Origin of the sequence: Haloplanus ruber (assembly GCF_024494725.1) — an archaeon.
GTDB classification, from domain to species: Archaea; Halobacteriota; Halobacteria; order Halobacteriales; family Haloferacaceae; genus Haloplanus; species Haloplanus ruber.
The window spans coordinates 285,385-298,826 of the sequence record NZ_JANHDK010000001.1 but is presented as its reverse complement, the minus strand read 5'-3'; the positions used below and the strand labels follow the sequence as shown (position 1 = coordinate 298,826).

Here is a 13,442-nt window from a genome sequence, read left to right as displayed (position 1 = left end):
CTAGCCCGTCTCGCCGAGATACCCCGTAACCAGTCGTTCTTCGGCCCGACGCAGACGATAGGAGAGCGTCGACCGCGGCACGTCGAGTGTCGCGGCGAGGTCGTCGAGTGTAACCTCCCGCGGCATCCGGTAGTAGCCGTGATCGAGAGCGGCCCGCATCGCCGTTCGCTGAGCCGGCGGGAGCGAAATCGACCCCAGCGAGTCGTGGCCCCACCCCTCGGCCTCGCCGAGACGCCCCATACGAAAGGAGAGACCCGACCGGAGATTCGCGCTCAAGGCGTCGTACAACAGCCCTACCTTTTCGTCCGACTGGAGGAAGATGCGCCACCCGTGGCGTGCCTCCCGCCGGCTGGTACAGAACGGCGATCCGCGCGGGAGATAGCACCCCGCGAGCGTCTGGACCGACTCGGCGTCCCCAATGTCTTCGACGTGGCTGTAGATCACCCGTTCGTTGTCGGTTCGGTCGAGTACGTCGTGATACTGCGTGGCCGGACGGGCCGTCTCGGTCACCGACTCCGTCGGAATCGTCTCGTCGAGGCGGAGTCGTTCGACCGCATCGAGCGCCGCCGTCGGGCCAATCAGCCGCTCGACGTACCAGAATTCGTCCTCCGTGACGCCGCCGTGTAACGCCTCGGCGACGAGGGTCGGATACTCGATGAACACGTCCATCACCGGATCCGCGCCCGCCTCGTACTCGACGTCGAAGGTGAACTCGCGCATCACGAACGCTCCCGGTTCTTGCAGAGTATCACGGATACACCCCGGGGTACACCGGCCAGTGCAAAAGCCTTCCCCAGTGTCGCGGCCGGCGAGATGCAGGTTGGCGCTCGACAACTCAATTATTATTTGTTATCGTCCCCTGAGGGACACTGTCTGTTATGAGCACCGACGAACCCAGCGAGACGGCCGAGAAGCACGGGCACGAACACCACGAGGTCGAAGGCCCCGGCTATCCGACGCCGGCGGCGATGCGAACCGAGTCGGAGCGTGAGAAGACGGCCTTCGTCATGGGACTTCGGGTCGGCATGGACGTGGACGAACCCGACTTCGTCGGCGTCGTCGATGTCGACCCCGACTCGGCGACCTACGGCGAACTAGTCGACACGGTCGAGATGCCGAACAAGGGCGACGAACTCCACCACTTCGGCTGGAACACCTGTTCGTCCTCCTGTCACGCCGAGGGGCTGACCCGCGACCACCTGATCGTCCCCGGACAGCGCTCCTCGCGCATCCACATCGTCGACGCGTCCGATCCGCGGGAGCCGGAAATCGAGACGATCATCGAACCCGAGGAGGTGTTCGAACACGATCTCTCGGCGCCACACACGGTTCACTGTGTACCCGAGGGAAAAATCGTCATCAGCATGCTCGGGAACGCCGACGGTGAACTCCCGGGTGGCTTCCTCCAACTCGACCAGGAGGACTTCTCTATCGACGGCCACTGGGAGGTCGACAGCGGGGACATGGAGATGAACTACGACTACTGGTACCAGCCCCGGCACGGCGTGATGCTGTCGACGGAGTGGGCGGCACCGGAGACGTACTATCCGGGCTTCGACCTGGACGACGTCGAAGCGGGGAAATACGGCGACAGCATCCACGTCTGGGACTGGGAGAGCAAAGAACACCGGCAGACGCTGACCTTCGGCGAGGAGGGGTTGATCCCGCTGGAGATTCGGATGCCCCACAACCCCGAGGAGACGGAGGGTTACGTCGGTGCCGCACTCTCCTCGAACATCCTCCGTTTCTGGGAGGCGGACGACGGCCACTGGGAGTGGGAGAAGGTCATCGACGTCGAGGACCGCGAACACCCCGACTGGGATATGCCCGTACCGGGGCTGGTGACCGACATCCTCCTGTCACTGGACGATCAGTATATGTTCTTCTCGAACTGGCTCCACGGCGACGTGCGGATGTACGACATCAGCGATACGGGGAACCCGCGGTTGGTCGACCAATGTTGGGTCGGCGGCAACTTCGCCGAGCGACAGTCCGTCGGCGGCCACGACGTCCGCGGCGCACCCCAGATGCTCCAACTCTCTCGTGACGGTCGGCGGCTCTACTGGACCACCTCGCTGTTCTCCTCGTGGGACAACCAGTTCTACCCCGAGATGGGCGAGGAGGGGTCGCTGATGATGAAAGCCGACGTGTACCCCGGGGAGGGCCGGATGGAACTCGACGAGGAGTTCGTCGTCGACTTCGGCGACGCGCCCGGCGGTCCCGCCCGCGCCCACGAGATTCGCTGGCCCGGTGGCGACTGCACCAGCGACGTCTGGCAGTAGATGTCGACCCACGAGGTCCGTCTCGTGTGGCGCGACGGCCGCGAAGCAGTGCTCTCGGTCGCCGAGGGTGAAACTGTCATCGACGCCAGTGAGCGCGAGACCCTCGGTGTCCCGTACGGCTGTCTGTACGGCGCCTGTGGCACCTGCACCGGACGCCTGCTGGACGGCGATCTGGTTCATATCGAGCGGCCACGAGGCCTGAAACCACACCACCGACGGGACGGCTACGTCCTCCTCTGTGTGGCCGAACCTCGCTCCGACTGTCGGATCGAGGTCGGTGCCGAGATTCAGGCCGACCTCGTCCCGAACCCGTGGAAATGACCCGCGCCCTCCGTCGCGTCGTGGCCGTCGCCGCCGGGGGTGTCGTCTTCGCGACGCCCGCCGCCGCCCACGGCGTGAACGCCGCGACGGCGGGGCTTGGGTTCCCGCACGTCGTCGCCGCCTCGGTCGGTGCCAGCCTCCTTGGAGGCGGTGTCGTCCTCGGCGTCGCAGGGCGTCACACCCCCTCGATTCGGGGGGTCGTCCCGTGTCTGTTTCTCGCGCTCGGCGGTCTGTCGGTGGCGCTCGCGGTCGATAGCACCCCGGTCGGCGCGGGACTCGGCGTCGGCGGCGGTGTGGGGTTGGTCGGTCTCGCCCGCGGGCGCGCTTTCACCGACTGTGGTGCCTGTGCGGACGCCGCGTTGGGTGCCGTGACGCTCCATCGAGGACTCGAAGGGGCCGTCCTCGCGACGGTGTACGCCGCCGATGCGACCCTGGGGGTCGTCGGGGCGGCCGTCCTCGCGGTCCACGCGATGGCCGAGACGGCCGCCATCGGCTCACTGTACACCGCCAGCCGTCGACACGCGGTCGGTGCCGTCTGTCTCCTCCAGGTCGGATTCGTCGGCGGCGTCGCCGCGGGATGGAGCGTCGTCGACGCCGTCCCTGCGGTCGTCGAGGCGGGGCTGTTGGCCCTCGTCGGTGGCGTTCTCCTCGCCGTCGGCGCCCGGGAGGGGTATCTCCGCTACGCAACCCGGCAGTCGGTCCCCGCTGCGTAGGCCGACAGTCGAGCAACAGGGCTATACGCTCGACACCCCCACGACACGCCGTCCGATGCTGTTTCCCACGCATCTCGCCGCGGCGTACCTCCTCGGACGGCGCTGGCATCTCCCCGTGATACCGGTCGTCGCGGGGGCGGCCCTGCCCGACCTCGTGGACAAGCCGGCGGCGATGGTCGGTCTCGTCGACCTCTATCAGACGGCCGGCCACTCGCTCCTCGTTCTCGTCGCGGGCTTCGTCGTCGTGTTCGTTCGGCGGTCGTGGACGCCGTTCTGGCTCGGCTGGGCGTCACACCTCACCCTCGATGTGGTCCACATGCTGCTCAACGGGCGACCGGCGGACCTCCTCTTTCTGGCGTGGCCGGTGATCGAGCACGTCCCCGCAGTCAATCTCCCACCGGTCGCCTTTTTCCTGTCGTATCTCGGGACGCCGTCGTTTTACGTCGAGTTCGTCGTCTGGGGGCTGCTGGCAACCGTACTGATCGCCGACGACGAGTCACGGTGACAACTCCCGGCGCGAGCGAGAACGTATCACTCACGGTGAAGTTAACTCCGCAGCCGGCGTTACCTAGATCGATGTCTCTCAGTGCACGAAATCGGCTCAGCGGAACCGTTCACAGCGTCGAAACTGATGGTCTGATGGCCGAAGTGGTGATCGAACTCGACGGCGGGCAGGTCGTCACCGCCGTCATTACGGCCGGATCGGTCGAACGCCTCGGCGTCGAGGAGGGTAAAGAACTCGACGCCGTGATCAAGGCGACGGAAGTGATGGTCGAGGTCGACTAGTCCGCGCTGACTTCCGGCCCGAGGTCGATTTCGCCGGCGTCGAGTTCGGCCTCGATCTCACGGGTCGCCGTGACCATGTTCTCGATCTTTTGATACGCGACCTCGCGGGGCAGAAGCTTCACGCCACAGTCGGGGCTGACCGTCAGATTCTCCGGGGGGACGACCTTGAACCCCTCTCGGATGTTCTCCTTGATTTCCTCGACGGTTTCGACTTCCGTGGTGTGGACGTCGACGACGCCGAGCGCGAGGTCGGTCGTGAACTCGGGGTCGGTGAACACGTCGATCTGCTCGTAGTCGCCGTTGCAAAGCTCCACGTCGAACTCGTCGATGGGGTACTCCAGAAGTTCGGGGTAGATCCGGGAGTAGTCACCGTAACAGACGTGCAGACCGATGCGCACCTCGTCGGGCACGCCGGCGACGATGCGTTCGAGACACTCGCCGACGATGGCGTGATCGTCCGGCGTGGTCGCCAACGCGGGTTCGTCGATCTGGATATAGCATGCGCCCGCCTCGACGAGCGCTTCGATTTCCTCGTTGACCAGGTCCGCCAGGGCGTAGGAAAGCTCCGCGTCGTCGTCGTAGGCTTCGTTGAACGACCACGACGCGAGCGTGTACGGGCCGGTGATCGGCACCTTGACCGGCTTGGCGGCGGCCGACTGGGTGAACTCGAACTCGTCGACCAGCCACGACTCGTCGTACTCGACGTCGTCGACGACAGAGGGCTTGTCGAAGTAGTTGTGCCCCCACACCTTCACGGGACCGTTGAACTCGTAGCCATCGATGCGGTCGGCGAAGAACTCGACCATCTCGTTGCGGCGCATCTCACCGTCGGAGACGGTGTCCAGCCCCGCCCGTTCGTGTTCGTCGACGATGGCGCGACAGGCATCGTCGTGGGCCTCATGGAGGTGGTCCTCGTCGAACTTCGAGTCGGGGTCGTCCGCGAGGTCCGAGACGCGGTTGAGCCACTTGGGCTTGGGATAGCTGCCGACGATGGAGGTGAGTAGGAAGTGGTCGTTGGGGTGGTCGTCGGGGCGGAACTGCGCGCGGTTGTTCTCGCTCATGCGTCCACCTCCGCGAGCGCGGCGGCGTCACCGAGCGCCTCGAGTTTCGCCTCGAACTTGTTCACCGGCAGATAGAACAGTTCGGTGTTCGAGGTGAGGTAAGCCCGCTCGAAGTCGGTGTGGGTGCGCTCGTCGACCCACTCCACCCGGTCACGGACAGTCTCGGGCGACTCGACCAGCGTGTTCTGCCCGTCGACCAAGCCCATCGCGATCTGATCTTTCGTACCGTACTCGTTGATGTTGTAGAGCGACGCGTCGGCGTCGGCGACGAAGTCGAATCCGATGGCGTCCACGTCGGTGTCCATGAGATGCGCGTAGGGCTTCTCCGGCACCGCGCCCCAGTAGGTGTGGGCAACGACGTCGGCGTCCGTCGCGGCGGCCACGCGGTCGATGGCCTCGCTCGCCCGGGCCGCCGTGTCGTCGTCCGGCGGCGCTTCGACCAGCGACGGCTCCAGGAGGAACAGCGTCTCGTGGGCGGGGAAGGCGTCGATTTCACCCGCGAGGAGGTCGGCGACGGCATCGAGAAAGTCGGCGTCGTCCCCGTAGTGTTCGTCCGTCGCGAGGTCGGCAAGCGAGTACGGCCCGGGGAGAACCGCCTGCAGGTCGCCGTCCGCCCCGACCGCGTCGAGTTCGGCCCCCACGTCACCCGAAGGGGTGAGCTCACCCCGCACCTGCGGGTCGCGATAGAAGTTGTTGTTGTCGTAGTAACGAACGATCCCACCGGTCTCGACGGCGTCGTTGATCGTCAGCGGATGGGCGAGCATGTCGTCCCAGCGAAGCTGTCCCTCGACGACACGGTCGAGGCCCGCGTCGACCTGCGCGTCGACGGCCTCCGTCCGCGCACGGTCGTACGCGTCGGTGATCTCCGGCCCCTCGTCGCCGCCGATGAGGTCGCCTTTCTGGTGACCCTTTAGCTCGGCAAGCTCGTCTTTCGCCCAATCAGGCAACGGATACAGTCCAGGTGTGGTGGCGACCAGTTCGGTCATCATGGTCGGCTACGTAATGCCGTCGCTTAATATTTGCTAAACCAAAATATGTCCTTCAGTTATCCAGCGTGAGACGGAGGACCGACAGTGTCTCGAAGGGATACGACTCCTGGCAAACCGTCGTCGCGGCGAACCCGTTTCGCTCCGCGTGGTCGACGACCGTCTCGAACCCCGTGAGGCTACTGACGAGAAGGAGGACGACCCCATCGGGCCGGAGGACGCGACCGACGGTATCGACGAAGGGGTCGATGACGGCGCGTCCCGATTCGCCGCCGGAGAGCGCCCGCTCCATCCAGTCGTCCCACTCGTTGTCGGGATCGGTCGGCAGGTACGGCGGGTTGAAGGCGACGGTGTCCAGGCTGTTGGCCCGGAACGGCGCGACGAGGTCGGCACGGACGGCCGGCACCTCTCGGTCGCGGGCCTCCTGGCAGGCGGCGGGGTTGGGGTCGCTGGCGACCACCGTCGCCGTTGTCTCGGTCGCGATTCGTTCGGCGACCCACCCTGACCCCGTCCCCACCTCCAGGGTCCGGCCGCGGGCGTGATCGACGGCCGCCTCGGCGAGGAGTCGGGAGTCCTCCGCCGGCTGATACACCGCTCGCTCCGCCCCGCGCCGATCCGCGAGGGCCGCGAGGGTGTCCGCGTCGTCGTCGGTCATTCCGTCTCCCCGTCTCCCGGGCCGCCGTCGGGGGTCGGAGGCGCCGCCTCTCGGCGCTCCGTGAGAGCGAACCCACCCTCTTCGGTGCGGCCCATGAGTTCTCGCTGTGGGAACGGGATCTTGATCCCCTCGGCCGCGTAGGCGTCGGTCACGGCCTCGATGACGGCCGTCCGCGCGCGCCACATCCGCCGAGCGCTGGGGTTGTCGATCCACACCCGAATCCCGAGGACAATAGCGGAGTCGCCAAACCGCTTGCCGACCACCTGCGGCGTCGGCACGTTGAGAATCTGATCCAACCCTTTGACCGCCTCGATGGCAATCTCGGCGGCGTGGCTCGGATCGGCGTCGTAGTCGACGCCGACCTCCACCTCGATGCGGAGTCGGCCCTTGCGCGTTCGGTTGGTGATCGGCTGCCCGCTCACCTCGTCGTTCGGGAGCATCACGTACTCGCCGTCGAAGGTCTGGATGCGCGTCGTGACGATAGTGATCTCGGTGACGATCCCCTCGCGGTCGCCGATCTGTACCCAGTCGCCAATCTCGAACGGGCGCGAGAACATGAGGACGAACCCGGCGAGCATCGCCCCGAGGGTCTGGCGAGCGGCCATCCCGACGACGATGCCGAGGAAGCCGGCCCCGACCAGCAGACTCCCGAGGTCCCGGGTGAACAACCCCACGACGACGAGAATCGCCAGCGTGTAGAGTGTAACCTGCGTCAGTCGGTAGATAATCTCGCGCTGATGTTCGCTGATGCTCGACCGCGTGCCCGTGAACTCGCCGATGATTCGCCCGACGAGATCGGTCAGCGCGTAGGTCGTCGCCAGGATCACCACCGCGAGTAACATCCGACCGGCGATGTCCTGCAGACCCAGGTTCCGGTAAGACCGCGCCAGCGGGCCGATGAGCTCCCACAGGTCGACCAAGATCACGATGCCACCCCCTGTCACCGCCGTCAGCAACACCGACAACAGGAGTTCAGTGCGTCGTCCGGAACTCCAGCCATCGCGGCGTCGAAGGCGGTTGATCCCATAGCGCACGCCGAGAACGACGGCGACCACCAGCGCCGTCGCAGGCAGGCGGGAGCCGAGCACCGACTCGACGACCGCCAGCGGGTCAGCCATCGCCGTCACCCTGCCCGACCTCGGCGGCGAGCGTCGCGAGTGCCGCGAACTCGTCGGGTGCCACGTCCCCCGCCCGGCGTGACATGAGCGACTCGTCTGCGGCCGCGACGACCGCGTCCGGGTCCGCAAGCCCCGAGATGTGAGCGGTGTTGCGAACGGCGTTGCGGAGCGTCTTCCGGCGCTGGGTGAAGAGTGCTTTCACGAACCGCAGAAAGAAATCCTCATCGTCGACCACGTACGCAGGCTCGCGGGGCGTCGTCCGCACGATTGCGCTCTCGACCGCCGGCGGGGGCGAAAACGCCGTCGGCGGCACCGGCTCGACCACCGCCACGTCGGCGTAATGACCCGCACTCACCGACAGGCGTCCGTAGTCGTCGGTCCCCGAATCGGCGGCCATGCGCTCGGCGAACTCCCGCTGGAACATAAGCACCGTCGGAATGCCGAGTGGCAGGAGCCGAAACGTGATCTCGCTGGAGACGCCGTACGGCAGGTTCGAGACGCTCGCGGTGGCGTCCGGAAGGTCAACCTCGAGGGCATCGCCCTGGACGACCGTCAACCGCCCCGCGTCGATCTCCGCGGCGAACTCCTGGCGTAAGAACTCGGCGAGTGCCGGGTCCCGCTCGACCGTCGTCACGCGATCACAGGTCGATAGCAGGCGGTCGGTGAGCGCTCCCGTCCCGCCGCCGATTTCGAGGACGTGACTCCGATCTGTGTCGTCCAGGAGGTGCGTCGGCAGTCGATCCAGCACGCGCTCGTCGACGAGGAAGTGCTGATCACGGTCGGGGTTGCCGGTTACCCCGGCCCGTTCGAGCAGTCGGTCCGGATCGCGCGACGCTGTCATCGTCACCGATAACGCACCGACCCGGGTAAATTTCCCGTTTCCGACGGCCGACGGCTGCTCACTCCGCCGTGTCGCCAACGAACGTCCGGTATTTGAGGTCCTCGTCGCGGAGTTCCTCTAGGATGCGGTCGACGAGGACGCCCTTCGGGTCGTGGAGGCCGGCGATCCGTTCTTCCAAGTCGGCGAAACTCTCGAAGGGCGCACGCTTGCGCTCGTCGAGCACGTCGTTGCGGAGTTTCTTCCCGATGCCGGGCAGGAGGTTGAGCTGGTGCAGTCGGAGCGTGATGGGCTGGGCGTCGTTGTAGAAGTCGACGAACCGCCGCTCGTGGCGTTCGACCACCTCCTCGACGACGTAGTCCAGTTCCGAGTGGGCCGCGTTCGACAGGTCGTCGTAGTCGACATCGCGCATGCGCTGGACCGCCGTCCGCTCCTCGGCAGGGTCGATCACGATCCGGTCGCCGATGCCAACGTCCGTATCGTCGTCGAGCGTGAGCTCGAGCAGCCCGAAAGAGGACTCCTTGAGCGCGTACGCTAGCGGCGATTTCTTGTACTGGGGGCGGTCGTCACCCGGCCGTCCGTGGGGCAGGTAATCGAGGACCACCGCGTAGGTCCGCTCCGCCTCCTCCGCGGTTTCGGCACCGTCGTCGGCGCCGGGGTCTCCGCTCTCGGAGGTCGTCATGCTCCAATTGTACGGCGACCGGATATTTAAACGGTCGGCCGATCCGACACGTCACGCCGACATCCAAACGGGCCGGCGGCGGCGGCGTCCCGACTGCGGCAGGGCGTTCCTCACTCGGTGACCTCCGGCAACTCCACGACGAAGACGGCCCCGGTCGGGTCGTTGTCCTCGGCCCACACCTCGCCACCGTACTGATCGACCAGCGTGTGAACGAGATAGAGGCCGATCCCGGTTCCGGGACTGCCGAGGCCCTTCTCGCCTTTCCCGAAGACCACTTCCTTGTGTTCGTCGGGGATCCCAGGACCGTTGTCGGCGATCCGAACCGCGACGGCCCCGTCATCCAACTCACACGACACGTCGACGACCGGGGTGTCCGCATCGTTGTGTTGGACGGCATTGTTCAGCAGATTTCGGAACACCGAGCCGAGCATCCCGTTGGCAGGCACCTCGACGTCGGGAAGTGGCCCGTGAACCACGAACTCCGCCTCCGGGAACGACTCCCGCCGAAGCGAGAGTTCGGTTTCGAGGACGTCCCGGATCGGTGTCGGCTCTGTGGTGGCGACTTCCTCTGAAACGACGGTTTCGGCGTAGTCGCGGGCGATTTTGGTTAATTCGATAACGTGGCGCCCGCTGTTGAGAATCTTTTCGAGGTGGTCCTGGGCCTCGTCGTCGACGTGGTCCTCGAGTGCTTCCGCCCAGCCGACCATCACCGACAGATCGTTCCGTATGTCGTGGCGGACGATCCGATTCAGCATTTCTAACTCCTCCTCCCGGCGTTTTTGCTCCGTGATATCCGTACAGACACCGACCACCTCACTCACCTCGCCCTCACTATCGCGGAGCACCTCCTGTTGTGTCAACACCCATCGGATCGAGCCGTCGGGTCGAACGACGCGCCCCTCGTACGAGCGGTCTTGGAGGCCTTGGCCGCGCTCCGAGCCTTCGATGTTCGCGCGCACCTGCGCACGGTCGTCCGGGTGGACCGCTTCGAGGAGTCTGCTGACGTCGTCGCGGACCGCGTCGGGCGGGAGTTCCCATATGTCTTCGAACCCGTCGCTGACGTACTCGAACGTGCCCGGTTCCGTGGCCGTCCACAGAGCGACACCGTCCAACTGGTCAAACAAGGTTCGAAAGTTGTGCTGGTTGCCAAGCGATGAACCGCCCATACCGTCTCGTACGCCGCCCGCAACATAAATGCCGACTCGAAGCCCCGACACTTTGGCTGTCCCGATCCACGCCTCGACACTCGAACACCTGATCTCGGGGTGAGCGCCGCTTAGCGGACGACGACAACCGGAATCGGCGACTGACGGAACACCGTCTGGGCCACGTTGCCGACGACCAGCCGATCCACCAACGAGCCGCCGTGGCTCCCGAGAACGATCACGTCGAAGTCCTCGGCCCGATTCAGAATCGCCCGGGCCGGATGCCCTAACTCCGTTTCGGTGGTGAGGTCGGCGTCGTACTCGGCGGCGAGCGCTCGGGCATCGTCGAAGACCGACTCCGCGTGCTCCGCGACGGCCCCTTCGAGATCATCTTCGAGGGCGAGTGACGTGGCCGCACCACCCCACGGAGACGGCTCGCCAACGACGTGCAGGACGGTGAGGTCCGCGTCGGGATGGTTTTCGAGCGCGTACTCCAGTGCCTGCCGGGCCATTTCCGAGTCGTCCATCGGGACGAGAATCCGGGAACTCATGCACCGACTACGCTCAGGAGAGGCATAAGATGGTGGGTCGCCCGCCTCAAAACGGCGACGCGCATCCGTCGACCCAGGTACCACCGTCCCAAGCGTGTATTCGCCGGGCGGAGTCTACTCTCGAACCGTCACTTCCACTCTTCGGAGTCGGTCCGTGTCTGTAACTCACCCTTTGCCTGTCGTCGGTTCGGCCAGAGCGTGAGCACGACCACGGTGGCGTAGTACACCCCGACGCCCGCGATGAGCACGACCCCCGGGACCTCGCCGACGGTAGCGGTTCCGACGAGTCCCGTCGGTGTCGTCGCAAACACGGTCAGCCGGACGAGCCACGAGCCGATCAGGACCGAAATCAGGGCGAAGTAGACCCGACGGAGTCGGCGAGACGTCGCTTCGACGACGGATACTTTTATTGTCGGGTTGCGGAGGTCGTGACTGAGAAGTTCACGCCAATTGGACTGCTCGACACCCTCCGGATCGAGAGCGTTCGCGAACACGTTCTCTTCGAGGATCCGCACCCGGGACCGCCAGATATCGTACACCCGATAGCGGCGAACCTCGATACCCAGAAACACGGTCATCATCACGACCCCGAGCAGGAGGATATAATGTGGGCGTTCGCTCCCCGAGAAGGCCCACGTGAGTAACGTCGCCGTCAGCACGACGGCCCAGTTGGTCGTTCTGTCGATCCGCGTGCGCCACGAGGTTGTGCGACCCAACTCGCCACGGTAGGAGTGACCCATGAGTGAGAGAAACTCGTCCCGATCACGGGCCGCTTCGCCGGCGATTTCGCGTTCGTCGGGGGACTCCGGATCGAAATCCCGAGAACCGTCAGGCATGCGGCCACATACAGACAGCGGACGTGTAAACCCCCCGTGGAGCGGCGTCTCACCCTACGAGACGCACCGTCCGCGTTCCACGCTCCCGGAGGACGCTACAGTCCGACCGGCTCGGCGTCCAGAATCTCCCACTCGTGGCCCGGAAGCAGTCGGTCCGCCCGGTCGAGGACATCGAGTGCGCTCTCGCGCCACTCGAACTCGTTCATCGCCAGCCCCCGGCGGAGCGGCGCCGACGGGTCCTCGGTGACGTTGTCGAACGTCGGGACCGCGTCGACGGCGACGACGGTCGTCTCATCGCCCTCCTCGACGACGACCGACTGGTGGCCGACCGTGTGGCCCGGCGTCGGGACGACGGTGACGCCCGCACAGAGTTCCGTCTCGCCCTCGACCGGCGTCAGATCGACCGTCAGCCACGGTGGCTCCCGCCCCAGCGACTTCGCCTCGTAGCGCTCCGCGTGCATCGGGTACGGCGCGATAGCGTACTCCAGTTCCCGACGCTGAACGTAGACGTCCGTGTCGGCATCGAAGAGTTCGAGATTGTAACAGTGATCCCAGTCGAGGTGGCTGAGGACGACGCCATCGATGTCCGCGGGACCGTACCCCGCGTCGGCGAGGAGTGTGTCGAGTTCCTGGCCTGCCGTCCGGTGACACTCGTATCCCGGATGCCGGTCACCCATCAGTCCGGGGTCGCCGAAACTCGTGTCCACGAGAAGCGTCTCCTCGGCGTCGATCAGATAGACGATTGACGGGGCTTCGATGGTTCCTGTCCGTCCCTCGACGAGGACGCTCGCGTCCATCGTGAGCGACCCGGCACAGCAGGGCGTGACCGTGGGCGTCATGGCTCCTCCCTTGCACGCCGGCGGAATAAACCCGGGTCCACGGATCCGACACTCTCACCCGTCGTCGTCCGCTCGCCCGCGGACACGGACGCTGTCCGGGGTGATCGTCACGTGGCAGCCGCCGTATCGAAACGAAACCGACGGAGCCGCCGTCGACCCGTCCAGCAGGCCATCGAGCGACCGGAAGTCGATCACCCTTCCCAGCGGATCGAGATCGAGCGGCGAGGTGTCGGTGAACGCCGCGACAGCCCGTACGGCCGCGTTTCCGGGGCGTTCGGCATCGTCGATCCGGTACGTGAGCGTGGCGGCGTCGACCGCGTCGCCCGCCGACCGACCGTCTTCAGGGCGTTCTCCGGCCATTGTCACAGGGCCGGCGCGCTTCGGGACCGCTCACACCGGTTCGTGAGTCGGGGACTGCACGGGCGGAGCAACACGGCAGCCGCATCGAGAGTCGTCACGGGACCACGACTGGCGTCGACGGCGAGAAGCCGAGGACGCCCTTCGGAACAATCGCCGGGCAGCATGCCGTCGTTCTACGACCAACGGGGTAAAAATCCTATCGGGAAGGTGACGGATCGTCCCGGTGTCTCGACCGTGTCCGCCTTCCCAGTGGACGGGACGGCGCGGTC

The 13,442-nt window shown here is 65.9% G+C and carries 17 protein-coding genes; 5 read left to right on the top strand and 12 right to left on the bottom strand.

The features are described from left to right. A complete protein-coding gene (locus NO878_RS01590; protein ID WP_256404213.1) occupies positions 1 to 720 on the bottom strand; it encodes a helix-turn-helix domain-containing protein in 720 nt (239 codons plus the stop codon). Positions 721 to 878: 158 nt separating this feature from the next. Between NO878_RS01590 and NO878_RS01585 the strand changes: the two genes are divergently transcribed. The 5 genes from NO878_RS01585 to NO878_RS01565 all read left to right on the top strand — a co-directional run bounded on the left by NO878_RS01585 (position 879) and on the right by NO878_RS01565 (position 4,102). Continuing rightward, the gene (locus NO878_RS01585) at positions 879 to 2,282 is read left to right on the top strand and encodes a selenium-binding family protein (protein WP_256404212.1); all 1,404 of its coding nucleotides are present in this window, start codon (positions 879 to 881) and stop codon (positions 2,280 to 2,282) included. Then, on the top strand, positions 2,283 to 2,603 hold the full coding sequence (locus NO878_RS01580) for a 2Fe-2S iron-sulfur cluster-binding protein (RefSeq protein ID WP_256404211.1): 321 nt from the start codon (positions 2,283 to 2,285) through the stop codon (positions 2,601 to 2,603). Beyond that, positions 2,600 to 3,316, top strand: coding sequence for a hypothetical protein (locus tag NO878_RS01575; protein WP_256404210.1), 717 nt, complete (start codon positions 2,600 to 2,602; stop codon positions 3,314 to 3,316). Before NO878_RS01580 ends, NO878_RS01575 begins: the two co-directional genes overlap by 4 nt. 55 nt (positions 3,317 to 3,371) lie before the next feature. Continuing rightward, on the top strand, positions 3,372 to 3,821 hold the full coding sequence (locus NO878_RS01570) for a metal-dependent hydrolase (RefSeq protein WP_256404209.1): 450 nt from the start codon (positions 3,372 to 3,374) through the stop codon (positions 3,819 to 3,821). Positions 3,822 to 3,892: 71 nt separating this feature from the next. Beyond that, positions 3,893 to 4,102, top strand: a complete 210-nt coding sequence (locus NO878_RS01565) for a TOBE domain-containing protein (RefSeq protein ID WP_256404208.1) — start codon at positions 3,893 to 3,895, stop codon at positions 4,100 to 4,102. Here NO878_RS01565 and NO878_RS01560 read toward each other — a convergent pair. The 11 genes from NO878_RS01560 to NO878_RS01510 all read right to left on the bottom strand — a co-directional run bounded on the left by NO878_RS01560 (position 4,099) and on the right by NO878_RS01510 (position 13,173). Beyond that, positions 4,099 to 5,163 (bottom strand): methionine synthase, encoded by a 1,065-nt coding sequence (locus NO878_RS01560; RefSeq protein WP_256404207.1) that lies wholly within the window; start codon positions 5,161 to 5,163, stop codon positions 4,099 to 4,101. The two genes, NO878_RS01565 and NO878_RS01560, sit on opposite strands and share 4 nt — an antisense overlap. Further along, positions 5,160 to 6,149: a 5-methyltetrahydropteroyltriglutamate--homocysteine methyltransferase gene (locus NO878_RS01555; RefSeq protein WP_256404206.1), complete on the bottom strand. Its 990-nt coding sequence runs from the start codon at positions 6,147 to 6,149 to the stop codon at positions 5,160 to 5,162. The genes NO878_RS01560 and NO878_RS01555 overlap by 4 nt, the downstream gene beginning before the upstream one ends. A 55-nt stretch (positions 6,150 to 6,204) precedes the next feature. Further along, positions 6,205 to 6,804: a HemK2/MTQ2 family protein methyltransferase gene (locus NO878_RS01550; RefSeq protein ID WP_256404205.1), complete on the bottom strand. Its 600-nt coding sequence runs from the start codon at positions 6,802 to 6,804 to the stop codon at positions 6,205 to 6,207. Beyond that, positions 6,801 to 7,922, bottom strand: coding sequence for a mechanosensitive ion channel family protein (locus NO878_RS01545; protein WP_256404204.1), 1,122 nt, complete (start codon positions 7,920 to 7,922; stop codon positions 6,801 to 6,803). The genes NO878_RS01550 and NO878_RS01545 overlap by 4 nt, the downstream gene beginning before the upstream one ends. Beyond that, positions 7,915 to 8,763, bottom strand: coding sequence for a 16S ribosomal RNA methyltransferase A (locus NO878_RS01540; protein WP_256404203.1), 849 nt, complete (start codon positions 8,761 to 8,763; stop codon positions 7,915 to 7,917). The genes NO878_RS01545 and NO878_RS01540 overlap by 8 nt, the downstream gene beginning before the upstream one ends. A 58-nt stretch (positions 8,764 to 8,821) precedes the next feature. Continuing rightward, positions 8,822 to 9,442, bottom strand: coding sequence for a DUF655 domain-containing protein (locus NO878_RS01535; protein WP_256404202.1), 621 nt, complete (start codon positions 9,440 to 9,442; stop codon positions 8,822 to 8,824). Positions 9,443 to 9,552: 110 nt separating this feature from the next. Then, positions 9,553 to 10,608, bottom strand: coding sequence for a PAS domain-containing sensor histidine kinase (locus tag NO878_RS01530; RefSeq protein ID WP_256404201.1), 1,056 nt, complete (start codon positions 10,606 to 10,608; stop codon positions 9,553 to 9,555). 110 nt (positions 10,609 to 10,718) lie between these two features. Continuing rightward, complete coding sequence (locus NO878_RS01525) at positions 10,719 to 11,138, bottom strand: universal stress protein (RefSeq protein WP_256404200.1); 420 nt, start codon at positions 11,136 to 11,138, stop codon at positions 10,719 to 10,721. A 128-nt stretch (positions 11,139 to 11,266) separates the two neighbouring features. Continuing rightward, on the bottom strand, positions 11,267 to 11,974 hold the full coding sequence (locus NO878_RS01520) for a DUF2270 domain-containing protein (RefSeq protein WP_256404199.1): 708 nt from the start codon (positions 11,972 to 11,974) through the stop codon (positions 11,267 to 11,269). A 95-nt stretch (positions 11,975 to 12,069) separates the two neighbouring features. After that, positions 12,070 to 12,813, bottom strand: a complete 744-nt coding sequence (locus tag NO878_RS01515; RefSeq protein ID WP_256404198.1) for an N-acyl homoserine lactonase family protein — start codon at positions 12,811 to 12,813, stop codon at positions 12,070 to 12,072. A 54-nt stretch (positions 12,814 to 12,867) separates the two neighbouring features. Then, entirely contained in the window at positions 12,868 to 13,173 is a 306-nt protein-coding gene (locus tag NO878_RS01510; protein ID WP_256404197.1) for a HalOD1 output domain-containing protein, read from the bottom strand. Positions 13,174 to 13,442 lie beyond the last annotated feature (269 nt).

What these genes read in the sequence shown, in the direction of transcription:
- NO878_RS01590 (WP_256404213.1), bottom strand. Translation starts at nt 720, where the DNA reads ATGCGCGAGTTCACCTTCGACGTCGAGTACGAGGCGGGCGCGGATCCG.
- NO878_RS01585 (WP_256404212.1), top strand. Translation starts at nt 879, where the DNA reads ATGAGCACCGACGAACCCAGCGAGACGGCCGAGAAGCACGGGCACGAA.
- NO878_RS01580 (WP_256404211.1), top strand. Translation starts at nt 2,283, where the DNA reads ATGTCGACCCACGAGGTCCGTCTCGTGTGGCGCGACGGCCGCGAAGCA.
- NO878_RS01575 (WP_256404210.1), top strand. Translation starts at nt 2,600, where the DNA reads ATGACCCGCGCCCTCCGTCGCGTCGTGGCCGTCGCCGCCGGGGGTGTC.
- NO878_RS01570 (WP_256404209.1), top strand. Translation starts at nt 3,372, where the DNA reads ATGCTGTTTCCCACGCATCTCGCCGCGGCGTACCTCCTCGGACGGCGC.
- NO878_RS01565 (WP_256404208.1), top strand. Translation starts at nt 3,893, where the DNA reads ATGTCTCTCAGTGCACGAAATCGGCTCAGCGGAACCGTTCACAGCGTC.
- NO878_RS01560 (WP_256404207.1), bottom strand. Translation starts at nt 5,163, where the DNA reads ATGAGCGAGAACAACCGCGCGCAGTTCCGCCCCGACGACCACCCCAAC.
- NO878_RS01555 (WP_256404206.1), bottom strand. Translation starts at nt 6,149, where the DNA reads ATGACCGAACTGGTCGCCACCACACCTGGACTGTATCCGTTGCCTGAT.
- NO878_RS01550 (WP_256404205.1), bottom strand. Translation starts at nt 6,804, where the DNA reads ATGACCGACGACGACGCGGACACCCTCGCGGCCCTCGCGGATCGGCGC.
- NO878_RS01545 (WP_256404204.1), bottom strand. Translation starts at nt 7,922, where the DNA reads ATGGCTGACCCGCTGGCGGTCGTCGAGTCGGTGCTCGGCTCCCGCCTG.
- NO878_RS01540 (WP_256404203.1), bottom strand. Translation starts at nt 8,763, where the DNA reads ATGACAGCGTCGCGCGATCCGGACCGACTGCTCGAACGGGCCGGGGTA.
- NO878_RS01535 (WP_256404202.1), bottom strand. Translation starts at nt 9,442, where the DNA reads ATGACGACCTCCGAGAGCGGAGACCCCGGCGCCGACGACGGTGCCGAA.
- NO878_RS01530 (WP_256404201.1), bottom strand. Translation starts at nt 10,608, where the DNA reads ATGGGCGGTTCATCGCTTGGCAACCAGCACAACTTTCGAACCTTGTTT.
- NO878_RS01525 (WP_256404200.1), bottom strand. Translation starts at nt 11,138, where the DNA reads ATGAGTTCCCGGATTCTCGTCCCGATGGACGACTCGGAAATGGCCCGG.
- NO878_RS01520 (WP_256404199.1), bottom strand. Translation starts at nt 11,974, where the DNA reads ATGCCTGACGGTTCTCGGGATTTCGATCCGGAGTCCCCCGACGAACGC.
- NO878_RS01515 (WP_256404198.1), bottom strand. Translation starts at nt 12,813, where the DNA reads ATGACGCCCACGGTCACGCCCTGCTGTGCCGGGTCGCTCACGATGGAC.
- NO878_RS01510 (WP_256404197.1), bottom strand. Translation starts at nt 13,173, where the DNA reads ATGGCCGGAGAACGCCCTGAAGACGGTCGGTCGGCGGGCGACGCGGTC.